Origin of the sequence: Pantoea sp. Mb-10 (genome assembly GCF_021272205.1) — a bacterium.
In the GTDB taxonomy this organism is placed as follows: Bacteria; Pseudomonadota; Gammaproteobacteria; order Enterobacterales; family Enterobacteriaceae; genus Pantoea.
The window spans coordinates 56,698-81,677 of sequence record NZ_JAJSDX010000001.1 but is presented as its reverse complement, the minus strand read 5'-3'; the positions used below and the strand labels follow the sequence as shown (position 1 = coordinate 81,677).

Below are 24,980 nucleotides of genomic sequence, written 5' to 3'. Positions count from 1 at the left end.
CGTCAGACACATCGGGGAGGCTGTAAACATGTCAATGGAAGCCCGGGATGACAAACTCATCGCCATCATCGGCTTATTGGCCGCCTGTTTAATTGGCGTGGTGTTTCTCTTTACCCTGACCTGGCTCACGGCGGATCGTCACCCTGTTGAGGCGCCACAAGACGTCAAAACCTGCACGCCGCAGGCCTCTTCCCCTCAGCACAGCTAAGCCTGCTCCCGGTTTTGCCACTTAATTTGCTGGCTGCGTAACTCCAGCGCCAGCGCCTCGTATACCGTCCGATTGCCATTAGGATCGCCCAGCCCCAGTAAAGCGCCTGGCGAGCGCCGATCGTCCGCCCAAGCCGGATACTCGACCACCGGATAAAGCGAAATGCCCTCAAGGGCAACACCGTTATCCAGCGCCAGCATGGCTTGTTCAGTGACATGGCGCAGCCAGCGCGATCGTGCGTCGCCTTCCGCACCGGTCTCTGCCAGCAGCAGCGGGCGCTGATAACGCTGCCAGCACTGCGCTAACAGCTGATGCAGCGGTTGGTAAGCAGGATCGGTTTCCGGGATGGTATCGCCAGAAAAAAACCAGTGATTATCGGGATAGTAGTTGAGGCCCAGTATATCGAGGAAATCGGCCTGGCCGCCCAGCTCCGGTGCCGCACGGCCCGCTATCCAGTCCCAGGCTTCAAATTGCGCCTGCTGCTGTTCATCGGCGTAGGGTTTGGTTTCCGGGTTGTCTGCATCGGCGGCTATCTGTACCAGCGGGTCGGTAAGCACAAAGCGTGCGTCCGGGTAAACCTCACGAATAGCATGCATGGCCGCCAACGAGGCGCGCACCAGCTGGCGCTTGAGTTCGCGTCCGCAGTCGCTGGCATAGGGATCGAGCCAAGAGACATCGGCCCCTGCCCACGACCAGAACGAAATTTGGTTGATGGGGGTGAAAAAGGGGCAAGTCACGCCTTCATCGCGCATCAGCTGCGCCATGGCGCCAGCAAAGCGTGCAAAATGATCCACAAAAGGCGCGCGCCATATGTCGAGGTGATCGGGATAGCCAAAATGGGCCAATTCCCAGATGATTTGCATATCGTGGCGCGCTGCGGCGTGCACCATGGGAAGAAAAGTACGCCAGTCATATTCATTGGGGGTGGCTTCGATCAGATGCCAGCGGGCACCGTCTCGTGCCGTGTGCAGGCCCAGCTGGGCCAGAGCGGCGTAATCTTTTTCCAGCAGCATGTCGTGTCCACTGCTGACCACCATATCTAACCGCCGCCCACCGGTGCGGCAGGCAGTGGAACAGGGAAAACTGCCCTGAAAGAAACTGCGGAACAGCTGCGGGTGATAGCGCGGGGATTGCTGGCTCATCATCCTCTCCTCACGGTTAACGCCGGGTGCAGAATGCAAGGCTAAGTCTAGACTCTAAATGAATGTGGCGTCAGCATCACGCGGCGTTTCGGTACCCGGCATCCTAACGTATTATATAAAATAATTTATTTCAGGGACTTACTATGAGTGAAGCAGCGTCTTTGCCGCCGGAGGGCGCAGGGCTAAAAGCGTTGGCGGAGGCCCGCTGTGCGATGCATCCCGGCCTGAGCGGCATCTATCCGCTGAATGATGGGCTGGATGCCTTCGCCGCGCGCTATTTGCTAATGGGGATGGCCCAGCACAGCATCGATGTGCAGTACTACATTTGGCATAACGATCTCTCTGGGCGCCTGCTGTTTAGCGCGCTGTTGGACGCGGCGGAGCGCGGCGTTAAAGTGCGATTGCTGCTGGACGACAACAATACGCCAGGTCTCGATGACACGCTGGCAGAACTCGATCGCCATCCCAATATTGCCGTGCGCCTGTTTAATCCTTTCTCCTTCAGGACGCTGCGCGCGCTGGGCTACCTCACGGATTTCGCCCGCCTGAATCGCCGTATGCATAACAAAAGTTTAACGGTGGATGGCGCGGTGACGCTGGTGGGGGGCCGCAATGTCGGCGACGAGTATTTTGGTACGGGCGATGAGCCGCTGTTTACCGATCTCGACGTGCTGGCAATGGGGCCGGTGGTGCAGGAGGTGGAAGCGGATTTCGCCCGCTATTGGCAGAGCAAGGCAGTATCACCGCTGCGCAGCGTCGTGGATGTGACGGAGACGGCGCAAGAGGCGGTGCGTTTACCGTCAGAGTGGCAACAGAGTGAGGCGGTACAGCGCTACCTGGCACGATTGGAGCATGCTGAGTTTGTTAACCAGATGGCGCAGGGCACGCTGGAGGTGACGTGGGCCGCCGCGCGGCTGCTGAGCGACGACCCGCGTAAAGGGCTGGGTAAAGCCAGGCGTGGCAGCCTGCTTCCGCAGCGCATGCTGGAGGTAATTGGCGCGCCGCAGCAGCAGTTTGACATTATTTCCGCCTATTTCGTGCCAACCCGCGCCGGCGTGGCGCAGCTGCTGACGCTAAAGCGGCGCGGGGTGAAAATCGCCATATTGACCAACTCGCTGGCGGCGAATGACGTGTCAGTGGTGCATGCGGGCTATGCGCGTTGGCGAAAAAAATTGCTGCGCCACGGCATCGCTCTGTATGAATTGAAACCGCAGCAGCAGAGCGGCGAGGCGCCGCACGATCGCGGCTTAACGGGTAACTCTGGCTCCAGCCTGCACGCCAAAACCTTTACCGTGGATAATCGCAAAGTGTTCATTGGCTCGTTTAATTTCGACCCCCGATCCGCCGTGCTTAACACCGAGATGGGGCTGGTGATTGAGAGTGAAAGCCTGGCGCAGCAAACGCACCAGCACTTTATCGCCGGGATGCGCGACCGTGCCTGGACGCTGCGGCTGGATAAATGGGGACGCGTGAATTGGGTGGAGTACCCCGGTGAGGCGCATGAGACCGTGCATAAACACGAGCCGCAGTGCACGTGGCTACAGCGGCTATTAGTGCGGTTAGTATGGCGATTGCCGGTGGAGTGGCTGCTGTAAATCCCACCCCTTAATGGGGTAGGCGAGTTCAGGCTTTACGCTGCGGCTTACCCGAGAATAAAAAGCGCAGCAGCGGCACGCGCAGATGCAGTTCATAGAGGGTAAACGCCACGCCAAACACCAGGATCAGGCCGACAAAGAAGCCGAGCGTATTACTGCTGATGTGCGGTGCAACGTAAATGCCATAAAGCAGCGTCAGCGGATGGTGCACCAGGTAGATAAACAGCGATGCGTTCACCAGATACATAATGCGCGGCGAGTGGCTGTTGAGCAGCTTGTGCCCCAAGCTAAAGCAGACGTTGAGCATGCACAGTCCCATTAGCGTCGAGACCAGCGCGTCGATCTCATACAGCCAACCCTCACCGCTGCTATAGCGCTGATTCAAGCTATACGCCACAAACACCGCGATCGTCCCGAAGCACATCACCGGATTAAAGCGGATAAACAGCGCCTTCAGCGCCGGATGTTTCCAACACAGGGCGCCCAGCATAAAGAAAGGCAGGAACGTCAGGGTTTGCATCACGGCAATGCTGAACACGCCATCGGCGAAGACAGCGGGCACCGTGTAAAAGAGTGCGCGGCGCAGCAGGCACCACGCCAGCGCATAGCCCATCAGGGCCAGCGTGACTTTGCCCCAGCCCACGTGGTCATAATTACGGGCGCTGCGCTGCGCGCGTAACCAGCGGAACGTCACCGTGCCGAGTGCGGTAAGAATCACCAGGACCAGCAAAAACCACAGGTGGGAGATTAAATGCCACGCCAGCGTGTTGTACTTCTCGTACAGGGAAAAACTGTTCCAGTCGCCAATTTTATCCGTGAGATTTTTCAGGATAAAAAACTGCGGCAGCGTGATCAGCGGCACCGCCGTCAGCAAGGGGATCCCCACGCGTTCAATACGTACTTTCAACCAGCGCTGCGGCTCATAGCGCAAATAGAGCATGTAGGAGAAATAGCCGGAGATAACAAAGAAAACCTGCATGCGGAAAGAGTGGATAAAATCATTGAATACGGTCAGCCACAGCGACGCTTCCTGACTGTTTACCGACCAGCGCTGCATTGAGTAAATCAAGGAGACGTGAAACGGCACGCCTAACAGCATTAAATACGCTCTGATTGAGTCGAGAAAATATTCGCGTTCGGGTTTTGCTGAACTCATAAGCTTCCAGTTAGTCAGTTTTATGCCGGTTTCACCCTGAAACCAGATTATGGCGAATCAAAATTCTACCTGTCGTAAACAGCGTATACTATCAGGTGAATCTGTATCTGAACGGGTTGGGTTTAATTATCTGAAAAGTTCACTTTTTGCTTACAAATCAGCGGAACAATCTTAACCGCACGCTGTCGGAAAACGGAATTATCAATTAAGATGAGCGAGTTTGATCTAAGCACACGAAAGGGGGGGATGTGCTGAATACTGAAAAAAATAAAGTTGGACTGATGCCGATGCGCTGGGTAGGCGCGGCTGTTCTACTGGCGTTGTATGCCAATAATAGCTGGGCGTTCAACATTGATGACGTTGCAAAACAGGCTAAGGCCTTGGCAGGGAAAGGTTTTGAAGCGCCGAAAAGCAATTTACCCTCTCAGTTTCGTGAAATGAAATTTGCTGATTATCAGCAAATTCAGTTTAACCACGATAAAGCATACTGGGGCAAACTGCGCACGCCGTTTAAGCTCGAATTTTATCATCAGGGCATGTATTTCGATACGCCGGTAAAAATCAATGAAGTCACTGCATCTTCGGTGCGTGAAATCAAATACAACCCGGACTATTTCAATTTCGGCAACGTAAAACACGACGCTGATGCGGTGAAGAACCTGGGCTTTGCGGGCTTTAAGGTGCTTTACCCGCTGAATAAAAAAGGGAAAGACGACGAGATTTCCAGCTTCCTCGGCGCCAGCTATTTCCGCGTGATTGGCGAAGGCCAGGTCTACGGCTTGTCGGCGCGCGGTTTGGCCATTGATACCGCGTTACCGTCCGGCGAAGAGTTCCCGCGCTTTAAAGAATTCTGGATCGAACGGCCAAAACCGCAGGACAAACAGCTGGTGATTTATGCGCTGCTGGACTCGCCGCGCGCGGCGGGTGCGTATCGCTTTGTGATCAAGCCCGGCAAAGAGTCGGTGGTGGACGTGCAGTCGAAAGTTTACCTGCGTGATAACGTCGGCAAACTGGGCGTAGCGCCGCTTACCAGTATGTTCCTGTTTGGGGCTAACCAGCCTTCGCCGGTAGCAAACTTCCGTGAAGAGCTGCACGATTCCAACGGTCTGTCTATTCATGCCGGTAACGGCGAATGGATCTGGCGTCCGCTGAACAATCCGAAACATCTGGCCGTGAGCACCTTCACCGTCGAGAATCCAAAAGGGTTCGGTCTGCTGCAGCGTGGTCGTGACTTCAGCCACTATCAGGATCTGGACGATCGCTACGATTTACGTCCAAGCGGCTGGGTTGAGCCACAGGGTGACTGGGGCAAAGGGCGCGTTGAGCTGGTAGAGATTCCAACCGCAGACGAAACCAACGACAACATCGTTGCTTTCTGGACGCCGGAAACGCTGCCGGAACCGGGCAAAGAGATGAACTTCCAGTATCGCCTGCATTTCACGCGCGATGAGAATCAGCTGCATCAGAATGACGTGGCTTGGGTGAAAGACACGCTGCGCTCGGCGGGGGATGTGAAGCAGTCCAACCTGGTGCGTCAGCCGGACGGCACAATTGCCTTTACCGTGGATTTCACCGGCAAAGACATGAGCAAACTGCCAGAAGATACCCAAGTTGCGCCGCAGGTGAGCGTGGGGAAAAATGGCGAAGTGGTCGATCAGAATGTTCGCTACAACCCGGTCACAAGAGGCTGGCGCCTGGTGTTGCGTCTGCGTGTGAAAGATACCAAACAGCCGACGGAAATGCGCGCCGCGCTGGTTAGCGGTGACAAGACATTGACGGAAACCTGGAGCTATCAGTTACCTGCCAATGAATAAATCGACTTATTTACCTCAATCGTATGTGGAAGCCCTGCCGCTTGATGCGGCGGGGCGCGCCCGCCTGAGCGATTCGCTGCAGAACGCCCAGGCGTTTCACGCCATTCATACGCTGCTGGGGCATGACATTGCCGCCAGCGAACGTCCTGATGACGCGCCGTTAAAATCGGTCTCCTCCCGCGTGCAGATGGCCTGGCCAGATGCCGTAGCGGACGGTGAGCAATTCAGCCAAGACTATCTTGGACGCACCACACTTAAGGCCATGCCGAAAGTGAAGCGTTCTCTGATGTTCCCGGAAGCCTGGCGTACCAACCCGCTTGCGCGCGCCTGGGCTTCGCTGCGCGGCCAGAAGAACACGCCGCGCTACGCAACGGTAGAAGAGCAAAAGGCTGAAGACAAGTGGCGTCACGTGGGGTCCATGCGACGCTACGTGCTGCTGTTTCTGACGCTGGCGCAGACGATCGTGGCGACGTGGTACATGAAGACCATCCTGCCTTATCAAGGCTGGACGCTGCTGGATCCGCTTGAGCTGTTTAATCAGAACTGGCTGGAGTCGGTGGAGCTGGTGCTGCCTTATATCCTGCAAACCGGCATTCTCTTCTTGTTTGCCATTTTGTTCTGCTGGGTGTCGGCCGGTTTCTGGACGGCGCTCATGGGCTTCCTGCAGCTGCTGATTGGCCGCGACAAGTACAGTATTTCGTACTCCACCACTGGCGATGAGCCAATCAATCCGGCGCATCGCACCGCGTTGATCATGCCTATCTGTAATGAAGACGTCGAACGCGTGTTCGCTGGCCTGCGCGCGACCTGGGAATCCGTGAAGCGCACCGGCAATGCCGAGCACTTTGATGTCTACATCCTCAGCGACAGCTATGACGCTGACATCGCCATCGCCGAGCAGAAAGCGTGGATGGAGCTGGTGCGTGATGTCGGCGGCGCAGGGAAAATCTTCTATCGTCGTCGTCGTCGTCGCGTGAAGCGCAAAAGCGGCAACATCGATGACTTCTGCCGTCGCTGGGGCAGCAACTACAGCTACATGGTGGTACTGGACGCCGATAGCGTCATGAGCGGTGAATGTTTGACCGGGCTGGTACGCATGATGGAAGCCAATCCCAACGCCGGTATTATTCAGTCGTCGCCGAAAGCGTCGGGCATGGATACGCTCTATGCACGCTGCCAGCAGTTTGCAACGCGCGTCTACGGCCCGCTGTTTACCGCTGGTCTGCACTTTTGGCAGCTGGGGGAATCGCACTATTGGGGCCACAACGCCATTATCCGCGTGAAGCCCTTCATCGAGCACTGTGCGTTGGCTCCGCTGCCGGGTGAAGGGTCGTTTGCCGGTTCCATCTTGTCGCACGACTTCGTGGAAGCTGCCCTGATGCGCCGCGCTGGATGGGGCGTGTGGATCGCTTACGATCTGCCGGGCTCTTACGAGGAACTCCCGCCAAACCTGCTGGATGAACTCAAGCGCGACCGCCGCTGGTGCCATGGTAACCTGATGAACTTCCGTCTGTTCCTGGTTAAAGGGATGCACCCGGTGCACCGCGCCGTGTTCCTGACGGGCGTGATGTCTTACCTGTCAGCGCCGCTGTGGTTTATGTTCCTTGCGCTCTCTACCGCGCTGCAGGTGGTGCATACGCTCATGGAGCCAACCTACTTCCTGCAGCCGCGTCAGCTGTTCCCGGTGTGGCCGCAGTGGCGTCCGGATCTGGCGATTGCGCTGTTCTCGACCACCCTGGTGCTGCTGTTCCTGCCGAAGTTGCTCAGCGTTGTGCTGATCTGGTTCAAAGGCGCGAAGCCTTACGGTGGCGCAATCCGCTTGTTCGTTTCGCTGCTGCTGGAGATGCTGTTTTCGGTGCTGCTGGCGCCGGTGCGCATGCTGTTCCACACCGTGTTTGTGGTCAGCGCGTTCCTGGGCTGGGAAGTGGTCTGGAACTCTCCGCAGCGCGATGATGACGCTACGCCGTGGAGCGAAGCATTCCGTCGCCACGGTTCTCAGATGCTGCTGGGTATCGTGTGGGCCGTAGGTATGGGCGTGCTGGATCTCAACTTCCTATGGTGGCTGGCGCCTATCGTGGTGTCGCTGATTCTCTCGCCGTTTGTCTCGGTGATGTCGAGTCGCTCAACCGTGGGTCTGAAAAGCAAGCGCGCGAAGCTGTTCCTGATCCCGGAAGAGTTTGAGCCACCGAAAGAGCTGGTGGATACCGATCATTACCTGCAGCTCAACCGCGAGCGGGCGTTGAAGCACGGCTTTATGCACGCGCTGTTTAACCCTGCCTTCAACGCGCTGGCGACCGCGCTGGCGACGTCGCGCCACAAGCAAAGTACGCTGCTGGATCACGCGCGCGATCGCCGGGTCGATCAGGCGTTGAGCGAGGCGCCTGAGAAGCTGAATCGCGAACAGCGTTTGCAGCTGATCAGCGATCCCGTGGTGCTGGCGCGCGTTCACACCCGACTGTGGGAGAGCGCCGATAAATATCATCAGTGGGTTGAGAGCTATCAGAAACTGACGCTGAATCCGCAGGCGCTGCCACAGCGCTAAACGATGACACCAAAAAGCGGCAGCAATGCCGCTTTTTTTCATTTCGGGGCTGGCAAAATAAGGTCGCTGGCAAGGGCAGATTACGCACTCTCGTGCGAATCAAAGGGAGCGTAAAACGCTTGTTCAGATTCATTGCGATGGGCTTGCTAGCCCTGCTGTTGAGCGGCTGCGGCAGCATTATCAGCCGGACGGTGCCGGGACAAGGCCACGGTAATCAGTATTTTCCCGGCGTACAATGGGATGTGCGTGATGGACCATGGCGGTTGGTGACCATTCTGGATCTTCCGCTCTCGCTGGTGATGGACACCTTATTGTTGCCTGTCGATGCCCACCATGGTCCGTATGAATAACCCTTAACTCAGGTTGTCGGAAGGGCTATTGTCGTCCTCCCACTCTTCCGCAGCCGCTTCACCTTCTTCCAGCTCGCGCGGCGGCTCAAGCTGAAATTCGCCGTCATCCCACTCGTGCAGGGTATTTTCCGCTTGCCACGTTTGTCGCAGTTCAACGTCATCGTAATCGCCGTCGAACACGGCCTGAGCGGCTTCGTCAGTGAGCATGGTCAGGCACTCGCCTTGCTCATCTTCGTCGGCAAAAAATTCCGCCTGCCACATTACGTCGCCGTCCTGCATCACATATTTTTGCAGTGCAAACTGGCTGACATCAGCCTCCTCTTGATTTGTCCCCGGCTGGTTGGCAAGGAACTCTTCTCGTGCGGCTTCAATCGCTTCTTCCAGCGTGCTAAACAGGCTCATGGTAAACTCCTTGTCTAATAAAAGTGATTTCCAGAAGAATAGACGAAAAATCACAGCGTGCTGGCGCAGCGAAGCGAAAGGGCAGTTAAGCCACCACTGCCCCTCGCCGCTTAAAGCACTTTTTGCGGAAAATGCAGCACTGGCCGTACGGACTCATGCCGCACGGGGGCAGCGTAGCGGATACAACATTTGATACAGGGCTTCACCTTTTTGAAGTTAATTCTGGCAGTGGCTAATGCCTGATTGAGGTTATACAGCGTGCCGATAAAAATGATGTCGGCTTTATCAGGCAGCCGCTTACACTCTTTTCGGTGCAACAAATGATAACCGTCATGATCGGTCCCGATAGTCACGTAGTAGTAGATGCCTTTATTCATAGAATAGAATCCTGAGAGATTTGCTGGGTGTCGTCTTATTATTTTTTTTGCTGTGCAGTTTTTGTGCTAACTGCCGTTTCCGAAACTAGCGGGAATCGATTTCACCGACAAATTACAGAAAGTAATAAAAAGCTTTGTTTTTTGTTTTTATTAATATAAGCACACTCATGAATAAGACAATTGCTTGTAAAGTAAGTTAATTTTAAAGCATTGATAAGCGTGCTAAACCTTTCCGTCAATATTAAATAGGAATTGGCCGGGTATATTAGGCAATCAGGGCCAGTATGCTCCAACGTTATTTATTAAACCGGCTTACCTTTTGAGCGGCCTGCACTGCCTGTGAGGCACGCACAGAACTTACCCTTGCCTTTTATTCATTAAATAAAACGCAATGTGCAAAACATAACGTGCAGTTACTGAAATGAACGCTGGGCCTGACGAGCGGAAATAACAATATTAGCGAAACGCTAAATACCGAGTCAGTTGAGAAGCGAGTGCGGAAGAAATAAAACGGGGCAGAAATCTGCCCCGTTGCGTTAATAAAGCGAAGGCTGGCCTTCCGGCCGCGTTTTGAAGCGACGGTGTAGCCACATATATTGTTCAGGGGCCAGCAGCACCGTCTCCTCAACAACTTTGTTCATAACGGTGGCGGTATGAAGTTCATTCTCCAGAGAGAATTTGTCGCGAATATCCGGCAGGATTTTTAATTCGTAGCCGCGACCGTGCGGCAGGCGCTGTGCCAGGAACGGCACCACGCTGGGGTTACCCAATCGAATCAGCATATGTGTGCCGGTGGTGGTGGCCGCTTCTTTCACGGCAAAGAACGGGGCGAAGACGCTGCTGCGCGGACCGTAGTCGTGGTCAGGCGCATACCAGATGATGTCGTTGTTTTTCATGGCGCGGATCATGCCTTTTAAATCTTTGCGATCCAGCATGCTTTTGTTCGAGCGCATACGTCCCCACGTTTGCAGCCAGTCTAGCAGGGGATTGTCATTGGGGCGGTAAACACCAATGCCGGGATTGTGCATACCGAATACCCGCGCGCCCAGCTCAAGCGTGAGGAAGTGCATACCAATCAGTAAAATGCCGCGCTTCTCAGCCAGCGCGTGAGTGATATGCTCCAAACCTGTGGCGTGCACCCACTTACGCAGTCGCCAGTCTGGCCAGAACCACGCCATGCCGGTCTCAATCAGCCCCATGCCAACGGATTCAAAATTATGCTTTACCATGGCATCCCGCTCGCTGGTGGGCATATCAGGAAAAGCCAGCTGCAAATTCCGCTGTGCGACCTGAACGCGGCGCTTCATAAAGCGCATGGCGAGCCTGCCGAGTCCGCAACCCAGCGCGTGCAGGACAGGGTAGGGCAGGAGAACCAGAACATAAAGAAATCCGATACCAAGCCAAGTGAGCCAGTAGCGGGGATGAAGAAGTTCACGTCTGAATTGCGGAAGTTGCGTCATGGAAAAGTCAGTATCCTGCGTCTTGTGCCAGAGAGTCCGGTTTCTGTTGTTGAGCGCGATTATGCCATTTTTTCTGGCTGACTGAAATCCAGCGGCGCGGGCGAGGCGTGGGCAGATGCGAGATCGTGTCATGCTGGCCTGCGCGCGCGCGCAGGCTGCGCGCCACAAGGATAATTGCAGCATGGGGTTTGCATCAGAGTGAATTCAGGTATCATATGCGCGCTAAATTTCTCTGATTGCTAACAGGTGTTCACCATGCCAGTGTTACATAACCTCGTTTCCAATAAAGAGCTGAAAGAACGTATGCTGGCTGAAACCGAGCCGCGTACCACAGTCTCTTTTTATAAATACTTCCAGATTGCCGATCCCAAAGCATTCCGTGATGCCCTATATGTGGCGCTGACCAAACTCAAGGTGTTTGGTCGTATTTACGTGGCGCAGGAAGGCATCAACGCGCAAGTCAGCGTGCCGGCCAGCCAGTATGAAAATATGAAAGCGGCTTTGTACGCCTTCGATCCGGCGCTGGAAAATTTGCGGATGAATATCGCGCTGGACGATGACGGAAAATCATTCTGGGTATTGCGCCTGAAAGTGCGCGATCGCATTGTGGCCGATGGCATTGAAGACAGCAGTTTTGACGCCAGTGACGTCGGGGCTTACCTCAAGGCGGCCGATGTTAACGCCATGCTCGACGATCCCGACGCGGTGTTTGTCGATATGCGTAACCACTACGAGTACGAAGTGGGCCACTTTGACAATGCGCTTGAAGTGCCTGCCGATACGTTCCGCGATCAGCTGCCCATGGCCGTGGATATGCTTAAAACCCACAAAGACAAAAAAATCGTGATGTACTGCACGGGCGGCATTCGTTGCGAAAAAGCCAGCGCCTGGATGAAGCACAACGGGTTTGATGATGTGTACCACATCGAGGGCGGCATCATTGAGTACACCCGTCGCGCCCGTGAACAGGGCTTGCCGGTGCGCTTCAAAGGTAAAAACTTTGTCTTCGATGAGCGTATGGGCGAGCGCATCACGGATGACATCCTGTCTCACTGCCATCAGTGCGGTGCAGCGTGCGACACGCACACCAACTGCGTAAATGATGGCTGCCACCTGCTGTTTATTCAGTGCCCCAGCTGCGCGGCAAAATATGAAAACTGCTGCAGTCCGCTCTGCATGGAAGAGGCAAAGCTGCCACCTGAAGAGCAGCGCGCGCGGCGTGCGGGTCGTGAAAACGGCAATAAGGTGTTTAACAAGTCGCGCGGCTTGCTGAGCATGACCATTCCCGCGCCCGAGAAAAAGTAAGCCTGACGCAGCCTGATGTTCATCAACATCAGGCTGCTCGCGGTTATTGCTTGACGCCCTCAACGGAAATAATCAGTTCGGCTTTTTGCGACGCTGGACCAAGATCCTTATCGATGTTAAACGCTTTCAGCACGATTTCGCCGCTGGCTTCAAATCCGGCCCGATAACCGCCCCACGGATCTTTGCCTTCACCCAGCAGTTTGGCATCCAGCGTAATGGGTTTTGTGACCCCATTGAGCGTAAGATCACCGTTAATTTTATAAGCGCTGCCGTTTTTCTGCACGGATGTGGAGGTAAACGTGGCTTGCGGATATTTTTCTGTATTCAGGAAATCCGCGCTGCGCAGATGCTTATCGCGTTCCGCATGGTTGGTATCCAGACTGTTGGTGTTGATGGTGACATTGACTTTATCCGCTGCGGGATTCGCTTCGTCAAACGTGAAGGCACCGTCAAAGTCTTTGAAGGTTCCGTAGAGCCAGCTATATCCTAAATGCTGGATCCGGAACTGCACGAACGCGTGCTGTCCTTCTTTATCAATCTTATATTCTGCCGCTTGGGCCGTATAAGTGGTGCTCATCATGCCCATTACACTGAGCGCAATCAGGGTTTTCTTTAGCATATTACTTTTCCTTTTCAGAGATAACGGCGATGCGGTAGCCCAGCATCCTTTTCAACGTGATATCGCGATCGATAATGTGATGTTTGAGGGCTGCTAACGCGTGCAGCGCGGAAAACAGCACCACGCACCACGCCAGCCAAAGGTGCACTTCGCCTGCCAGATCCGCCTGCGTGCCTGCTCCGTGCAAAAGTGCGGGCAGGGCAAACCAGCCAAAGACGCTAATGGCTTTGCCATCGGCCGTAGAAATGAGATAGCCGCTGATGAACAGCATGAATAACAGGCCGTAAAGCAGCCAATGCGCGGCGACGGCGGCGCGGCGTACCGTCACAGAATAGGTACGCAGCGGCGCAGGCGGTGGAGAGATAACGCGCCATAGCAGGCGAAACAGCAGGGCAGCAACCAGTAAAATACCGATACTTTTATGCAGCTCGGGGGCAGTGTGGTACCAGCTGTCATAATACCCCAGCCCCACCATCCAGAGCCCGAGCGCAAACATCCCATAGACCGTTAACGCGCTTGCCCAGTGCAGCGCAATAGAGACGGCACCGTAATGCTGCGGTGAATTACGCCACATAGTCTTAACTCAAAAGAAATAAGAGTTAATGAGAATCTACATTTTGAAATATAAAATCAACGATGCTTACCCTTCTATAAATTGGGGAGGGCCATTCAGAATTAATGAGCGAGTAGTCGCGTAGACAGGCAAATATATTGAACAGGATAAGTGTTAAAAGCCAGGAGAATAGCAGGGGTCTCGCGCGTCTTAACCAAACGCGCCTTTTGCTGTCAACTTAGTTAAAGAAGTGTCACGTATTGTAAGGATGACAATTTTTGCCGGCGCACTGCGGCGCCAGCAGGGCGATTAGGCAAAGCGCGCCAGGGAAAATGGCGTGAGATCAAACGCATAAGGTTTGTCTTGGGCAAAATCGCTGGCGATTTCGCCTAACACGCTGGCGAATTTGAAGCCGTGCCCGCTCAGGCCAGTGACGATCAGGCGGTTAGGCTCACCTGGCAGCGTGTCCACGATGAAATCTTCGTCTGGCGTATTGTCATAGCTGCAGGCTTCACCGTGCAGGCATACGCCCACGCCGGGCAGGAACTGACGCAAGAAAGCAAAGGCTTCACTGCCGTCCGCAGCAACGCTGCCAAAAGGTTTACGATCGCCCGGCGCGCGCATTGGCTGGCCACCATCGTGTCGCCCCACTTTAAGGGCGTTATTATCGGCCGGGAAACCGTAAAAATGGCTGCCGTTCGGCATTTCAACGGTGAATCCTGGGAACTGATTGTTCTCGCTGTAGCGGCCATCCGCCTGATACCAGGCAAATACCTTACGCACGGGCGTTATCGGCAGGTTATCGACCAGCTGACTTACCCACGTTCCCGCGCTGACCAGCAGCTTACGGGCGCGGAACGTGCCTTCCTGCGTGGTGACCTGCTGTAAGTCGCCATCGCGGCCAATGGCCGTGACGCCGCAGTTAAACAGCTGCGCACAGCCTGCCTGTTCGGCCAGCATTATCCAGCTCCGCACCGCTTGCTCACACTTCAGAAAGCCGGAGTCAGGTTCGAAAACGCCGATATAGCCTTCTGGCACGGTGATTTGCGGCCAGCGCTGCTGCACCTCATCCGCCTGCAACACCTGCACATTCAACTGATACTGCTCGGCGCTTTTGACGACATTGTGGATAAACGGCGAGGTGCGCGGCGCAAGATTCAGGATACCGCTGCGGTGCATGATGCGTTCTCCGCTTTGTCGTTCAAGCGCATCCCAAAGCTGCTGGGCACGCAGGACCAGCGGCACATAGCGTTCACCTTCGCCATAGGCATGACGTATCAGGCGCGTCTCTCCGTGATGGGTGCCGTGGCTGTGTGGCGGATGTGCGCTGTCGATCATGAGCACCGATAAGCCCGCCTGGGTGGCATAGAATCCCGCCGCTGCGCCCACTGAGCCACTGCCAACCACAATCAGATCGTAAACCATAACGTCATCACTCCCGAAAACGCTGAAATTTTTCAACAGCATACCAAAAGAGTGCAGATATGAAAAAGGCACCCAGGGGGTGCCTTTTTACACGAAGCAAGCAGTTAATGCTTTTGGTTATCACGGAGGTACTCTTCTGTGGACTCAATCTTAGCGATACCCGCTTCAAGAATTGAGATGAACTGCCTGGCCACATCGGTGGTTAGCCAGTAAGTTGGGCCAACATCTGCTTCTTCTTCTTTTTGATCCTGCGATGACAGCGAGTGCAGGCGAATCATCATGGCATCATAACTGTCTACAGTGCTGATGTCCCATCCCACGAGCGGATGCGTCTGAATGACGTCTTTATTTCTGTCCATTATAACCTCCTTATTACTCGTTAAACGAAGTGCTTCTTGAGGTTCAATGCGGCTGATGCTTACACTAGCCAGGTAATTATAACATGAAACAGACGGTTCATTCGTTGAAATGCAAAGACGCGCGTAAACGACAACATTTTTTGCGTCTTGCCTTCTGTTTACCAGCAGATAATAAGATGCCAGAACAGCGGGTCTCTTATCAATCGGCTTTTGCTGCGTTCACAGTAGAGTTATCGGTTGTGAGAATTAAAAACTTTAACGCGCAGCAAAACGAAAATGTGTTCACGCTCCGGAGGACAATTCTGGCGCAGCGTGTCCGTTACGCTTCTGAATCGCGAGCGCCAGCTGGCTGAAATGCTGCTGTAGTTGCGCGTCGTAATTCTGATTTTGCGCCTCCAGCAGCAGGCTGTGCACGAGCAGCTGGCTGGCACGATCGTCGAGGCATACGGTCAAGCTGGTAAAGGCGTTTTCCAGCACGGTCAGACGGCGCTGCTGATCGGCAATCAAGGCGAGCAATTCGCCAAAGGTCATCGCCTCTTCGGGTTTTTCAGTGGTCATGTAAAACATCTCCTGTAAGCATGACCTGGCAAGAATAGGAGATCGTTAAACCGGCGTCCAGAGCCCGTTCTGTTTTTTCAAGGACGCTGAGTTGCGGGCATAAAAAAGCCGGACGGCGACGCCCGGCAAAAACGGCACAGTGGCGGTTAATCGGTAACAAACCAGTCGTCGGCGCTCTCCCACGTTTCCTGCAAGATATCCGTGATGCGTTCGCGAGATGCTTTACAGCCGCCGAACACGCTGAGCTGATTGCCGCCTGCATAACGCACCTTTACGTGGTGATCGTCATCGGGGAAATCGCGGTGAATACGGCGAGTAAGTTCTGCGCTAAGCGCGTCCAATGCACCCGCAGGTAGGGGTTGCGTTTTTGCTACGGTAATTTCAACACGCATAAGCGCCTCCGAAACAGTTTACTGTTTATTTGTACAGTATTGCCGTTTCGAAGGCAAGCGAATCGCACTTATTCTTTGATGCGCCAGTTGAGCGTTTCTCCGGCGAGGAACGGCACCAGCGTGTCGTTATCCGGCAGCGCGATCGTCTCCTGCACGGTCCACGGTTCGCGCACCAGCGTCAGGGTGCCTTCATTCAGCGGAAGACCATAGAAACGGGGGCCGTTTTCAGAACAGAAGGCTTCAAAATGCGCCAGCGCGCCCAGCTCCTCAAACACCGTGGCATAGGCGGGCAGCGAGGTTGGGGCGTTGAACACACCTGCACAGCCGCAGCTGGCTTCCTTGAGATGGCGCAAATGCGGCGCGGTATCGGTGCCGAGAAACACCCGACGGTTGCCGCTGGCGACCAGCTGACGCAGCGCCTCCTGATGAATATTGCGCTTCAAAATCGGCAGGCAGTAAAGGTGAGGTCGTATGCCGCCCACCAGCATGTGGTTGCGGTTAAACATCAAATGTTGCGGCGTGATTGTTGCGCCTAACAGCTCGTTGCCGGCGGCGACGTACTCCGCGGCTTCTTTGGTGGTGATGTGCTCCATTACCACTTTCAGCGCGGGGAACTGCTGGCGCAGCGGCTCCAGCACCGTCTCAATAAAGCGCGCTTCGCGATCGAAGATATCCACATGCGCCGCGGTCACTTCACCGTGTACCAGCATCGGCATACCGATCTGCTGCATACGCTCCAATACCTTGGCGATCGATGCAATGTTGGTGACGCCGTGGCTGGAGTTAGTGGTGGCGTGGGCGGGATAGAGCTTTGCCGCAGTAAACACCCCTTCGCGATAGCCGCGTTCGATTTCGTCCGCATCCAGTGAATCGGTGAGGTAGCAGGTCATCAGCGGTGTGAAAGCGTGTTCTGCAGGTAACGCCGCATAAATGCGTTCACGATAGGCCACAGCGGCCTCAACGCTGGTTACTGGCGGAACCAGGTTGGGCATGACAATCGCTCGCCCATTGACCGCGCTGGTATAGGGCAAGACCGCATTAAGCATGGCGTTGTCGCGCAGATGAATATGCCAGTCGTCAGGGCGGCGAATCGTGAGGTGCTGGGGTTGGGCTGTCATTGTTGGGCTCCGACTGATAGGAAAACGAAAGGGCGCGTTTAGGTCGGGGCGTTATCATAGAGTTGTAAGCAACCGTTTGCACGGGATTTTGTTCAAGGGAACAAAACCGCACCCGCAGGTGCGGCGGTAACGCTTATTCGGTAAACGGAATCACCAGCTCGCCCGGTTTGACTTCAATGCCTTTGGCGAGCTTTTTCGCCAGCGCTTCGGCCTTGCTGCGATCGGCGCTCAGCACGTAAGCCGGATTGTCATTAAAGTAGCGCGCCAGCGATTGGTTGAGATAAGGCGTGAGGGTCTTCATGATCGACGCCATTTTTTCCGGCTGCACCTGCGCATCGATAATCTGCAAATCATGCAGATAGATGGCGCCTTCCTGGGCGTTGTACACCGGCTGGGCTTTCATTTTCAGCAGCATTTCAGCCTGCTGCGGGCCAAACAGCGACGTAACGCTGATGTTCGCTTTACCGGATAACGTCACTTTACCCGGCTCTTCCCGGCCGATTTGGCTGTTCAGCTCGCTCAGAACAATATGGGCGTTGACCAGGCCAGACACGCCAATGTCTTTCTCAAAGTTATTACGCTTTTGCAGCGCCTGATTCACTTCCTGTTCGCTGATGGTGTACTGCGTTAATTGATTACACGCGCTCAACGTCAGCGCGAAAAACAGGGCGGTGAGCCCGTAAAGTGCCTTTTTCATTTTTTCCCTCATCCTGAACTGTGCGGCAAAACAGCCATAGCCTGCCTGAATCGGATTGAGGTGTCACCAGGAGAGGGATGAGAAACGCCGCAGCGTTTCCCATCGCAAAAGATCAAGCCGCCAGTGAGGAGAGCAGGTTAATCTGCGTCTGTTTTGCCATGTTGTCGCGGTAATCGGCCACGCGGCTCGGCCACTCAATGCCAGCAACTAACGTGAGGGAGCGCAGCAGAGGAAACAGATGCAGATCGTCTTCCGACAGCTCACCGTTGACCGCATTGGGCTTCACAATCAGCTTATCCAGCTGACGTAAATCGTCGCTGATATTTTTTATCAGTCCCGGCGCGTGCTTGCGCAGTTCGGCAAAGTCACCCAGGCTCGCTTGTTTTTTCTCACGGAAGTAGCGACGCGCTTCGGGCGTGGCAAACTCCGCAAAGCCGGCCTCTGCAATGCGCGGGATCAGCAGCTTATTGATATACCCATTCACGCGGCGCAGCCAGTCTTGAATGGCAGGATTGGTACTGCCTTGCAGCAAAGGCTGGCGATCCAGGTTGTCGATATAATGCACGATATCCATGCTTTCGGGCATCGCGCTGCCGTCCTCTTTTTGCAGGATAGGGGCCATTTTTTGCCCCACCAGCTTGTTAGGCAACTGCTCGTCGTCGTTCTGCATCACAATCAGCTCTACCGGTAGGTTTTTTAAACCAAAAATCATGCGTGCTTTAACGCAAAAAGGGCAGTGCTCGTAAATGTAGAGTTTCATTTCGCATCTCCTGAGGTTATGGGGTGACCGCCGTCACCTTTTTTTCCGGTTGCGAGAAAAGTATGGAAGAGATCGAGAAGGGCAGCAAACGCGTCGCACCTGCACGCGGTCGCCGCACCGTTTTACCGCAGCCGGACAGGCGGTTATAGTGGAGCGTATCGCCGTTGGCGATCCCTTCTCACGTCATGGATTTCAGGAGAAAAGATGTTTGGCTATCGTTCTGCCGGCCCACGTGCGCGCCTTACCACCGATAGATTAGTTGTCCGGTTAGTCCACGAGCGAGATGCCTGGCGACTGGCAGATTATTACGCGGAAAACCGCGCCTTTCTCAAGCCCTGGGAGCCGGTGCGTGATGACAGCCACTGCTATCCCTCCGGCTGGCAGGCGCGGCTAAGCCTGATTGCCGACATGCATAAACAGGGATCGGCCTTCTATTTTATTTTGATGGACCCGGAAGAGAACGAAGTCCGTGGCGTGGCGAATTTCAGCAACGTGCTGCGCGGCTCTTTTCACGCCTGTTACCTCGGTTATTCGCTGGGGGAAAAGTGGCAGGGGCAAGGCATGATGTTTGAAGCACTGCAGGCGGCGATCCGCTATATGCAGCGTCAGCAGCATATTCACCGCATTATGGCCAACTACATGCCGCACAATCAGCGCAGCGGGGATCTTCTTGCGCGTCTGGGGTTTGAGAAAGAGGGCTACGCGAAAGATTATTTAATGATTGATGGCCGCTGGCAGGATCACGTGCTCACCGCGCTGACCTGGCGGGAGTGGACGCCAGGTCAGCGCGGCCAATTTTAAGGAAAATTCATGAAAATGGCGTTATCCGCGCAGGCGCTGCGCATTCTCGGCTCGCTGTTGGAAAAACAGGTCACCACGCCGGAACTCTATCCGCTCTCGCTTAATGCGCTGGTGAGCGCATGTAATCAAAAATCCAATCGCGAGCCCGTGATGAACCTGAGCGAAGCGGATGTGCAGGCGCAGCTCGACGCGCTGGAAAAGCAGCATCTGGTCACCGCCAACAGTGGTTTTGGCCAGCGCGTGAGTAAATATGAGCAGCGCTTCTGCAATTCAGCCTTCGGCAATATACGGTTAAACAGTGCCGAAGTGGCGGTGCTGACGCTGCTGTTTCTGCGCGGCGCCCAGACGCCGGGCGAACTGCGTTCGCGCAGCGGGCGTCTGCATGCGTTCAGCGATGTTGAGGAGGTGGAGTATACGCTGGCGCAGCTTAGCGCCCGCGACGAGGGGGCAATGGTCGTGCGGCTGGCGCGTGAGCCCGGCAAGCGCGAATGCCGCTACATGCACCTGTTTGGCGATGAAGAGCCCGTCGCGCCATCCCTGGATCACGGCGAGCGCCTGGATGACGACCCCCTGGCAGCGCGCGTGGCGCAGCTCGAGGCGACGGTACAGCACATGCAGCTGCAACTGCAGCAGTTACTGAATAAGGAATCTTAAGATGACGCTGCGGATAGGAATCGTGGGATTGGGCGGTATCGCGCAAAAGGCCTGGCTGCCGGTGCTGGCGCAGGCCACGGAGTGGCAGCTGGCCGGGGCTTTTTCGCCGAATCAGGAGAAGGCACAGGCGCTGTGCGCCAGCTATCGCATGCCGTGCTTTAGCCGGCTGGACGCGCTGGCCGCGGCCAGCGACGCTGTGTTTGTACACAGCAGCACCGCCTCGCATTTTGAGGTGGTACAGGCGCTGTTACTGGCGGGCAAAGATGTCTGCGTCGACAAACCGCTGGCCGAGACGCTGCATCAGGCCGAAACCTTGGTGTCACTGGCCGAGAAACGGGGGCGAAAGCTGATGGTGGCTTTTAATCGTCGCTTTGCCCCGCACTATCAGCAGCTCAAAGCCGCGATGCCGCACGCCGCCGCGCTGCGCATTGAGAAGCACCGCACCGATAGCATCGGTCCGCACGATCTGCGCTTCACGCTGCTCGATGACTACCTGCACGTCGTGGATACCGCGCTGTGGCTGGCGGGCGGCAAACTCGCGCATCAGCATGGCTATATGGACACCAACGACGACGGCCAGATGCGCTATGCAGAGCACCATTTTTCTGCTGGCGCGTTGCAGGTTACCACCAGCATGCATCGCCGCGCCGGTACGCAGCGCGAAGTGGTCACGGCGGTGTGCGACGGCGATTACATCCAGATCAACGATATGCGCGAGTGGCAGCAGGAGAGCGCCAGCGGCTTGAGACTGGATCTGCCGCCGTCGTGGCAAAGCCATTTAACGCAGCGCGGTTTCACCGGCGCTGCACAGCACTTTATTGCCTGCGTGCAAAATCAGACGATGCCTGAAACCAGCGGTGAACAGGCGCTGGCGGCGCAGCGTCTGGTAGAAAAACTGATTCGTCAGGCCGAGCAGGAATAACCCCTTGTAACACTCAACGCTGGTCATTTCCCTGCACCGCAGTAGACTATCGCCGGGCATCTGCCGATGCCCGCGCTAAGTCGCTCATTTTTCCGACACTTTTCAGGGTGTGCCTCACATTATGAATTTGCTGAAATCGCTGGCTGCGGTCAGTTCGATGACGTTGTTTTCCCGCGTGCTGGGCTTTGCCCGCGATGCCATTGTGGCGCGCGTCTTTGGTGCCGGTATGGCCACCGATGCCTTTTTTGTGGCGTTTAAACTGCCCAACTTACTGCGGCGTATTTTTGCCGAAGGGGCATTTTCACAGGCTTTTGTGCCCATCCTGGCGGAATATAAAAGCAAGCAGGGAGAAGAGGCGACCCGCGTGTTTGTCGCGTATGTTTCCGGCTTGCTCACGCTGGTGCTGGCGGTGGTGACGATCCTGGGCATGATCGCGGCGCCGTGGGTGATCATCGTTACGGCGCCGGGCTTTGCCGACACCGCCGATAAATTCGCGCTGACCAGCTCGCTGCTGCGCGTCACTTTCCCCTATATTTTGTTGATCTCGCTGGCCTCGCTGGCGGGGGCCATTCTTAATACGTGGAACCGCTTCTCGGTGCCGGCCTTTGCGCCGACGTTGCTGAATATCAGCATGATTGGGTTCGCGGTCTTTGCCGCGCCGCATTTCCATCCGCCGGTGATGGCGCTGGCGTGGGCGGTGGTGGTAGGCGGAGTGCTGCAGCTGGGCTATCAACTGCCGCACCTAAAAAAAATTGGCATGCTGGTGCTGCCGCGCCTCAACCTGCGCGATGCCGGCGTGTGGCGCGTGATGCGGCAAATGGGGCCCGCTATTCTCGGCGTCTCGGTAAGCCAAATCTCGCTGATCATTAACACCATCTTTGCCTCGTTCCTGGTGTCCGGCTCGGTGTCATGGATGTATTACGCTGACCGCCTGATGGAGTTCCCGTCCGGCGTGCTTGGCGTCGCGCTGGGTACCATTTTGTTGCCGTCGCTGGCAAAAAGTTTCTCGAGCGGCAACCAGGCCGAGTATTCGCGACTAATGGATTGGGGGTTACGCCTCTGCTTCCTGCTGGCGCTGCCGTGCGCCGTTGCGTTGGGCATTCTCTCGGGGCCGCTCACCGTGGCGCTGTTCCAGTACGGTAAATTTACCGCGTTTGACGCGGCCATGACGCAGCGCGCGCTGATCGCCTACTCGGTGGGGCTGATGGGGCTGATTGTGGTGAAGGTGCTGGCGCCGGGCTTTTATTCCCGTCAGGACATCAAAACCCCGGTGAAGATCGCCCTTGTGACGCTGGTCATGACGCAGCTCATGAATCTGGCCTTTATCGGACCGCTGAAACACGCCGGTTTATCGCTGTCGATTGGTCTCGCGGCCTGCGTTAACGCCAGTTTGCTTTACTGGCAACTGCGTAAACAGGATATCTTTCAGCCGCAGCCGGGCTGGCTCAGCTTCCTGCTGCGCCTGATGCTGGCGGTGGGCGTTATGGCCGCCGCGCTGTTAGGTCTGTTGCAGGTGATGCCCGCGTGGGAAGAGGGCCAAATGGTATGGCGACTGCTGCGGCTTGCGGCGGTGTGTGCGGTAGGCGGCGGCAGCTACTTTGTGATGCTGGCGCTGTTAGGGTTCCGCCCCAAAGATTTCGCCCGCCGTACGCAGGCGTAAAAAAAATCCCGCCGCGGCGGGATTTTTTATGCTTTGTGACTGAGGGTTGAATGCCCTTTCCCAAGGCCATCAGGTCCATAAAACGCCTGGGTCTGATGCGGTTTCAATACCGCCAACGCCTCTTGGGTAAAGGTGAGTTGCTGCTGCAGCAGCAGGCCGTTATGCGTATTGGTATCGCGTAAGCGGCGGGTGTGCTGCTGGATACTCTGCCAGCGACGGGCAATGTCGCTATGACCACTGTAAGGTGCCTGCGCGCCACACGTCTTTTCAGCGTTGCGGCGCATCTCGTCCAGATAGTTCAACGTGGTGAGCAGCGCGCTTTTATCTTCTGAAATGCGCTGCAGCAGGTTGCCATTAACCTGGCCGGCAGAAAGCTGCTGTTGCTCTTCGTCCATGACGTGGCTCAGCGACGACAGCACATCCTGCATTTTATCTAACGTGGTCTGCAGATTATCCATTGGGATTAGTTCCCCTCTAAATATGCCCTGGTATCGGCAATCAGCGCATCGGCGATCTTACCGGTATCCATTTTCAGTTCACCATTACGAATGGCGGTTTTCAGCTGCTCTACGCGCGCTGTGTTAATATCTTTGCTGCTGGGTTGCATCAGCTGCGCCTGGGCGCTGCTCAGCTTGACCTCCGCACCGTTCTCAGTAGGAGTACGAGCAGCGGGGGCGGCATTTTGACGCACTTTACCGCTGTTATCGTTGGCGTCGCGTGATTGAACAGTGCTAACCGGGTTAAGGGGCTGCGTTCTGTCGATGCTCATGGTCTTGCTCCTTGTGGGGTCAGCGGGAGTTAACCTGCTGAATCAGCCTAGGGTAATGTCTTCGTTGATAACTCTATCGGCAGAACACCTGTGTTCTTTAGTGTTCTTTCTCGCTTTAGAGTGATATCAGAATATTCCCATCCGCATCGACGCGACCGCTAACCACCTGACCATTTCCCATGCGTACCCGCACTTGTTGCGCGGCACTGGCGTTGTTAAGCGCCTGACCTTCACTGCTGGCGTTAAAGCCGTTTCCGCTTGCCACTACCATGACATTTTGTCCTGCTTTCACGCGCCACGGTTGGCGCAGCATGCTTGCGGTAACCGGCTGACCGGGCGAGATGTCGCGCAGCGCGATGCCGTCCACAACGCTGCTGTTATCAAAGAGCGCGCGCGGCGGCAGCTGGTCGAGGCGGCCGCTCTCCAGTTTGAAATCATCAGCGGTCAGCGTGCTGCCGCGCGTAATCTGGCGGCTGGTCACTAAATACTCACCGGTCACTTGCACTTGCACCTGCAAAAAACGGCGATTCTGATCGCAGCTGGTTTTCAGGCTCAAATTGCCCCATTGGCGGCTGTTACCGGGCAGCTCAAGCGCAGGCGTGTCACACGTGGGCCACTGTGCCTGTGGTGTGCGGATCACCACCGTCATACCTGCCGCATGCTGGGGATCGCGCGCTTTAAAAAATTGCGTCAGCTGTGCCGTTAAATCCGCCGCCGCAGCGGGCAGCGCCAGCAGCAAACAGCAGACAGCGATGAAGGGAAGGGTTCTGCGCATAAACGCCTCCTGAACAATGATGGGCAGAGTTTACGCGCGTATTGAAAAAATCAATGTCGAAAATAGCTGCGATTTTTGCTGCTATTCAGACGATCGCTCTTGCATTCCTCCACTTAAGCTGTCAGCTCAAAATTCTCATTCGCGGAGGAAGCATGCTCGACAAACTCGATGCCGCGCTGCGATTCGGTACAGAAGCGTTAAACCTGCGGGCGCAGCGCCAGGAAATTTTGGCGTCTAATATCGCCAACGCTGACACCCCAGGCTATCAGGCGCGGGATATCGATTTTGCCAGCCAGCTCAGCAAGGTGATGGAAAATGGCCGCGTTGCCGGCAGCAGCATGGCGCTAAACGTGACGTCCTCGCGCCACATCGCCGCTGAAGCCGCTACGCCAGCGTCGCTGGACCTGATGTACCGCATTCCCGATCAACCTGCCGCGGATGGCAACACCGTGGATATGGATCGTGAACGTACGCAGTTTGCGGATAACAGCCTGAAATACCAAACCGATCTCACTCTCATCACCAGCCAAATCAAAGGCATGATGAGCGTACTGCAGGGGCAATAAG

28 protein-coding genes are annotated in these 24,980 nt (G+C 55.6%); 11 read left to right on the top strand and 17 right to left on the bottom strand.

Translation table 11 applies throughout. From position 1 onward, the window contains the following. Nucleotides 1-28: 28 nt before the first annotated feature. Entirely contained in the window at nt 29-208 is a 180-nt protein-coding gene (locus LU196_RS00410; RefSeq protein ID WP_232758261.1) for a hypothetical protein, read from the top strand. Here LU196_RS00410 and LU196_RS00405 read toward each other — a convergent pair. Next, nucleotides 205-1,350: a beta-glucosidase gene (locus LU196_RS00405; RefSeq protein WP_232757770.1), complete on the bottom strand. Its 1,146-nt coding sequence runs from the start codon at nt 1,348-1,350 to the stop codon at nt 205-207. The genes LU196_RS00410 and LU196_RS00405 overlap by 4 nt on opposite strands. Before the next feature lie 143 nt (nt 1,351-1,493). Between LU196_RS00405 and LU196_RS00400 the strand changes: the two genes are divergently transcribed. Then, nucleotides 1,494-2,945 carry a phosphatidylserine/phosphatidylglycerophosphate/cardiolipin synthase family protein gene (locus LU196_RS00400; RefSeq protein WP_304622716.1) on the top strand — a complete coding sequence of 484 codons (1,452 nt, stop codon included), beginning with the start codon at nt 1,494-1,496 and terminating at the stop codon, nt 2,943-2,945. A 28-nt stretch (nt 2,946-2,973) separates the two neighbouring features. Here LU196_RS00400 and mdoC read toward each other — a convergent pair whose 3' ends face one another. Continuing rightward, nucleotides 2,974-4,101 (bottom strand): glucans biosynthesis protein MdoC, encoded by a 1,128-nt coding sequence (gene mdoC, locus LU196_RS00395; RefSeq protein ID WP_232757769.1) that lies wholly within the window; start codon nt 4,099-4,101, stop codon nt 2,974-2,976. 278 nt (nt 4,102-4,379) lie between these two features. Between mdoC and LU196_RS00390 the strand changes: the two genes are divergently transcribed. The 3 genes from LU196_RS00390 to LU196_RS00380 all read left to right on the top strand — a co-directional run bounded on the left by LU196_RS00390 (nt 4,380) and on the right by LU196_RS00380 (nt 8,807). Next, nucleotides 4,380-5,915, top strand: coding sequence for a glucan biosynthesis protein G (locus tag LU196_RS00390; RefSeq protein WP_232758244.1), 1,536 nt, complete (start codon nt 4,380-4,382; stop codon nt 5,913-5,915). Further along, nucleotides 5,908-8,457 carry a glucans biosynthesis glucosyltransferase MdoH gene (mdoH, locus tag LU196_RS00385; RefSeq protein WP_232757768.1) on the top strand — a complete coding sequence of 850 codons (2,550 nt, stop codon included), beginning with the start codon at nt 5,908-5,910 and terminating at the stop codon, nt 8,455-8,457. The genes LU196_RS00390 and mdoH overlap by 8 nt, the downstream gene beginning before the upstream one ends. Nucleotides 8,458-8,594: 137 nt before the next feature. Further along, nucleotides 8,595-8,807 (top strand): YceK/YidQ family lipoprotein, encoded by a 213-nt coding sequence (locus LU196_RS00380; RefSeq protein WP_232758243.1) that lies wholly within the window; start codon nt 8,595-8,597, stop codon nt 8,805-8,807. Between the two features lie 3 nt (nt 8,808-8,810). Here LU196_RS00380 and LU196_RS00375 read toward each other — a convergent pair whose 3' ends face one another. From LU196_RS00375 to LU196_RS00365, 3 genes are all read right to left on the bottom strand, one after another. After that, nucleotides 8,811-9,209: a MysB family protein gene (locus LU196_RS00375; RefSeq protein ID WP_232757767.1), complete on the bottom strand. Its 399-nt coding sequence runs from the start codon at nt 9,207-9,209 to the stop codon at nt 8,811-8,813. Nucleotides 9,210-9,319: 110 nt separating this feature from the next. Then, entirely contained in the window at nt 9,320-9,586 is a 267-nt protein-coding gene (locus LU196_RS00370) for a hypothetical protein (RefSeq protein ID WP_232757766.1), read from the bottom strand. Between the two features lie 536 nt (nt 9,587-10,122). Beyond that, complete coding sequence (locus tag LU196_RS00365) at nt 10,123-11,046, bottom strand: Kdo(2)-lipid IV(A) acyltransferase (RefSeq protein ID WP_232757765.1); 924 nt, start codon at nt 11,044-11,046, stop codon at nt 10,123-10,125. A gap of 255 nt (nt 11,047-11,301) precedes the next feature. On the opposite strand from LU196_RS00365, the gene LU196_RS00360 reads away from it, so the two are divergent. Next, entirely contained in the window at nt 11,302-12,351 is a 1,050-nt protein-coding gene (locus tag LU196_RS00360) for a rhodanese-related sulfurtransferase (RefSeq protein WP_232757764.1), read from the top strand. Nucleotides 12,352-12,394: 43 nt separating this feature from the next. Here the strand turns inward: LU196_RS00360 and LU196_RS00355 are convergent, their stop codons facing one another. From LU196_RS00355 to grxB, 9 genes are all read right to left on the bottom strand, one after another. Beyond that, the gene (locus LU196_RS00355) at nt 12,395-12,970 is read right to left on the bottom strand and encodes a YceI family protein (RefSeq protein WP_232757763.1); all 576 of its coding nucleotides are present in this window, start codon (nt 12,968-12,970) and stop codon (nt 12,395-12,397) included. A 1-nt stretch (nt 12,971) separates the two neighbouring features. Next, the gene (locus LU196_RS00350) at nt 12,972-13,544 is read right to left on the bottom strand and encodes a cytochrome b (protein WP_232757762.1); all 573 of its coding nucleotides are present in this window, start codon (nt 13,542-13,544) and stop codon (nt 12,972-12,974) included. Nucleotides 13,545-13,832: 288 nt separating this feature from the next. Next, nucleotides 13,833-14,948 (bottom strand): N-methyl-L-tryptophan oxidase, encoded by a 1,116-nt coding sequence (gene solA / locus LU196_RS00345; RefSeq protein WP_232757761.1) that lies wholly within the window; start codon nt 14,946-14,948, stop codon nt 13,833-13,835. A gap of 104 nt (nt 14,949-15,052) precedes the next feature. Beyond that, the gene (gene bssS / locus LU196_RS00340; protein WP_232757760.1) at nt 15,053-15,307 is read right to left on the bottom strand and encodes a biofilm formation regulator BssS; all 255 of its coding nucleotides are present in this window, start codon (nt 15,305-15,307) and stop codon (nt 15,053-15,055) included. A 282-nt stretch (nt 15,308-15,589) separates the two neighbouring features. Continuing rightward, the gene (locus LU196_RS00335) at nt 15,590-15,865 is read right to left on the bottom strand and encodes a hypothetical protein (protein WP_232757759.1); all 276 of its coding nucleotides are present in this window, start codon (nt 15,863-15,865) and stop codon (nt 15,590-15,592) included. 146 nt (nt 15,866-16,011) lie between these two features. Next, nucleotides 16,012-16,257: a DNA damage-inducible protein I gene (gene dinI / locus LU196_RS00330; protein WP_232757758.1), complete on the bottom strand. Its 246-nt coding sequence runs from the start codon at nt 16,255-16,257 to the stop codon at nt 16,012-16,014. Between the two features lie 68 nt (nt 16,258-16,325). After that, on the bottom strand, nt 16,326-17,375 hold the full coding sequence (gene pyrC / locus LU196_RS00325) for a dihydroorotase (RefSeq protein ID WP_232757757.1): 1,050 nt from the start codon (nt 17,373-17,375) through the stop codon (nt 16,326-16,328). A 133-nt stretch (nt 17,376-17,508) separates the two neighbouring features. Then, nucleotides 17,509-18,072 (bottom strand): lipoprotein, encoded by a 564-nt coding sequence (locus LU196_RS00320; protein ID WP_232757756.1) that lies wholly within the window; start codon nt 18,070-18,072, stop codon nt 17,509-17,511. A 112-nt stretch (nt 18,073-18,184) separates the two neighbouring features. Continuing rightward, nucleotides 18,185-18,832: a glutaredoxin 2 gene (gene grxB / locus LU196_RS00315; protein WP_232757755.1), complete on the bottom strand. Its 648-nt coding sequence runs from the start codon at nt 18,830-18,832 to the stop codon at nt 18,185-18,187. A 204-nt stretch (nt 18,833-19,036) separates the two neighbouring features. Between grxB and rimJ the strand changes: the two genes are divergently transcribed. From rimJ to murJ, 4 genes are all read left to right on the top strand, one after another. Beyond that, entirely contained in the window at nt 19,037-19,633 is a 597-nt protein-coding gene (gene rimJ / locus LU196_RS00310; RefSeq protein ID WP_232757754.1) for a ribosomal protein S5-alanine N-acetyltransferase, read from the top strand. Between the two features lie 9 nt (nt 19,634-19,642). Then, nucleotides 19,643-20,287, top strand: coding sequence for a YceH family protein (locus tag LU196_RS00305; RefSeq protein ID WP_232757753.1), 645 nt, complete (start codon nt 19,643-19,645; stop codon nt 20,285-20,287). Nucleotide 20,288: 1 nt separating this feature from the next. Then, complete coding sequence (locus LU196_RS00300; protein ID WP_232757752.1) at nt 20,289-21,209, top strand: Gfo/Idh/MocA family protein; 921 nt, start codon at nt 20,289-20,291, stop codon at nt 21,207-21,209. A 121-nt stretch (nt 21,210-21,330) separates the two neighbouring features. Further along, a complete protein-coding gene (gene murJ, locus LU196_RS00295) occupies nt 21,331-22,869 on the top strand; it encodes a murein biosynthesis integral membrane protein MurJ (RefSeq protein WP_232757751.1) in 1,539 nt (512 codons plus the stop codon). Nucleotides 22,870-22,895: 26 nt separating this feature from the next. Here murJ and flgN read toward each other — a convergent pair whose 3' ends face one another. From flgN to flgA, 3 genes are all read right to left on the bottom strand, one after another. Then, entirely contained in the window at nt 22,896-23,327 is a 432-nt protein-coding gene (flgN, locus tag LU196_RS00290; RefSeq protein WP_232757750.1) for a flagellar export chaperone FlgN, read from the bottom strand. A gap of 5 nt (nt 23,328-23,332) precedes the next feature. Next, nucleotides 23,333-23,638: a flagellar biosynthesis anti-sigma factor FlgM gene (flgM, locus tag LU196_RS00285; protein WP_232757749.1), complete on the bottom strand. Its 306-nt coding sequence runs from the start codon at nt 23,636-23,638 to the stop codon at nt 23,333-23,335. A 115-nt stretch (nt 23,639-23,753) separates the two neighbouring features. After that, entirely contained in the window at nt 23,754-24,413 is a 660-nt protein-coding gene (flgA, locus tag LU196_RS00280) for a flagellar basal body P-ring formation chaperone FlgA (RefSeq protein WP_232757748.1), read from the bottom strand. 152 nt (nt 24,414-24,565) lie between these two features. On the opposite strand from flgA, the gene flgB reads away from it, so the two are divergent. After that, a complete protein-coding gene (gene flgB / locus LU196_RS00275; protein ID WP_232757747.1) occupies nt 24,566-24,979 on the top strand; it encodes a flagellar basal body rod protein FlgB in 414 nt (137 codons plus the stop codon). Nucleotide 24,980: the final 1 nt, after the last annotated feature.

Bases quoted from the DNA above. Each gene is read 5' to 3' on its own strand.
- LU196_RS00380 (WP_232758243.1), top strand. From the start codon at position 8,595: ATGGGCTTGCTAGCCCTGCTGTTGAGCGGCTGCGGCAGCATTATCAGC.
- LU196_RS00360 (WP_232757764.1), top strand. From the start codon at position 11,302: ATGCCAGTGTTACATAACCTCGTTTCCAATAAAGAGCTGAAAGAACGT.
- LU196_RS00355 (WP_232757763.1), bottom strand. From the start codon at position 12,970: ATGCTAAAGAAAACCCTGATTGCGCTCAGTGTAATGGGCATGATGAGC.
- LU196_RS00350 (WP_232757762.1), bottom strand. From the start codon at position 13,544: ATGTGGCGTAATTCACCGCAGCATTACGGTGCCGTCTCTATTGCGCTG.
- LU196_RS00400 (WP_304622716.1), top strand. From the start codon at position 1,494: ATGAGTGAAGCAGCGTCTTTGCCGCCGGAGGGCGCAGGGCTAAAAGCG.
- murJ (WP_232757751.1), top strand. From the start codon at position 21,331: ATGAATTTGCTGAAATCGCTGGCTGCGGTCAGTTCGATGACGTTGTTT.
- rimJ (WP_232757754.1), top strand. From the start codon at position 19,037: ATGTTTGGCTATCGTTCTGCCGGCCCACGTGCGCGCCTTACCACCGAT.
- LU196_RS00335 (WP_232757759.1), bottom strand. From the start codon at position 15,865: ATGACCACTGAAAAACCCGAAGAGGCGATGACCTTTGGCGAATTGCTC.
- flgM (WP_232757749.1), bottom strand. From the start codon at position 23,638: ATGAGCATCGACAGAACGCAGCCCCTTAACCCGGTTAGCACTGTTCAA.
- mdoH (WP_232757768.1), top strand. From the start codon at position 5,908: ATGAATAAATCGACTTATTTACCTCAATCGTATGTGGAAGCCCTGCCG.
- LU196_RS00320 (WP_232757756.1), bottom strand. From the start codon at position 18,072: ATGAAAAAGGCACTTTACGGGCTCACCGCCCTGTTTTTCGCGCTGACG.
- LU196_RS00365 (WP_232757765.1), bottom strand. From the start codon at position 11,046: ATGACGCAACTTCCGCAATTCAGACGTGAACTTCTTCATCCCCGCTAC.
- bssS (WP_232757760.1), bottom strand. From the start codon at position 15,307: ATGGACAGAAATAAAGACGTCATTCAGACGCATCCGCTCGTGGGATGG.
- pyrC (WP_232757757.1), bottom strand. From the start codon at position 17,375: ATGACAGCCCAACCCCAGCACCTCACGATTCGCCGCCCTGACGACTGG.
- LU196_RS00405 (WP_232757770.1), bottom strand. From the start codon at position 1,350: ATGAGCCAGCAATCCCCGCGCTATCACCCGCAGCTGTTCCGCAGTTTC.
- flgN (WP_232757750.1), bottom strand. From the start codon at position 23,327: ATGGATAATCTGCAGACCACGTTAGATAAAATGCAGGATGTGCTGTCG.
- LU196_RS00305 (WP_232757753.1), top strand. From the start codon at position 19,643: ATGAAAATGGCGTTATCCGCGCAGGCGCTGCGCATTCTCGGCTCGCTG.
- flgA (WP_232757748.1), bottom strand. From the start codon at position 24,413: ATGCGCAGAACCCTTCCCTTCATCGCTGTCTGCTGTTTGCTGCTGGCG.
- solA (WP_232757761.1), bottom strand. From the start codon at position 14,948: ATGGTTTACGATCTGATTGTGGTTGGCAGTGGCTCAGTGGGCGCAGCG.
- LU196_RS00300 (WP_232757752.1), top strand. From the start codon at position 20,289: ATGACGCTGCGGATAGGAATCGTGGGATTGGGCGGTATCGCGCAAAAG.
- LU196_RS00375 (WP_232757767.1), bottom strand. From the start codon at position 9,209: ATGAGCCTGTTTAGCACGCTGGAAGAAGCGATTGAAGCCGCACGAGAA.
- LU196_RS00370 (WP_232757766.1), bottom strand. From the start codon at position 9,586: ATGAATAAAGGCATCTACTACTACGTGACTATCGGGACCGATCATGAC.
- flgB (WP_232757747.1), top strand. From the start codon at position 24,566: ATGCTCGACAAACTCGATGCCGCGCTGCGATTCGGTACAGAAGCGTTA.
- LU196_RS00410 (WP_232758261.1), top strand. From the start codon at position 29: ATGTCAATGGAAGCCCGGGATGACAAACTCATCGCCATCATCGGCTTA.
- mdoC (WP_232757769.1), bottom strand. From the start codon at position 4,101: ATGAGTTCAGCAAAACCCGAACGCGAATATTTTCTCGACTCAATCAGA.
- grxB (WP_232757755.1), bottom strand. From the start codon at position 18,832: ATGAAACTCTACATTTACGAGCACTGCCCTTTTTGCGTTAAAGCACGC.
- dinI (WP_232757758.1), bottom strand. From the start codon at position 16,257: ATGCGTGTTGAAATTACCGTAGCAAAAACGCAACCCCTACCTGCGGGT.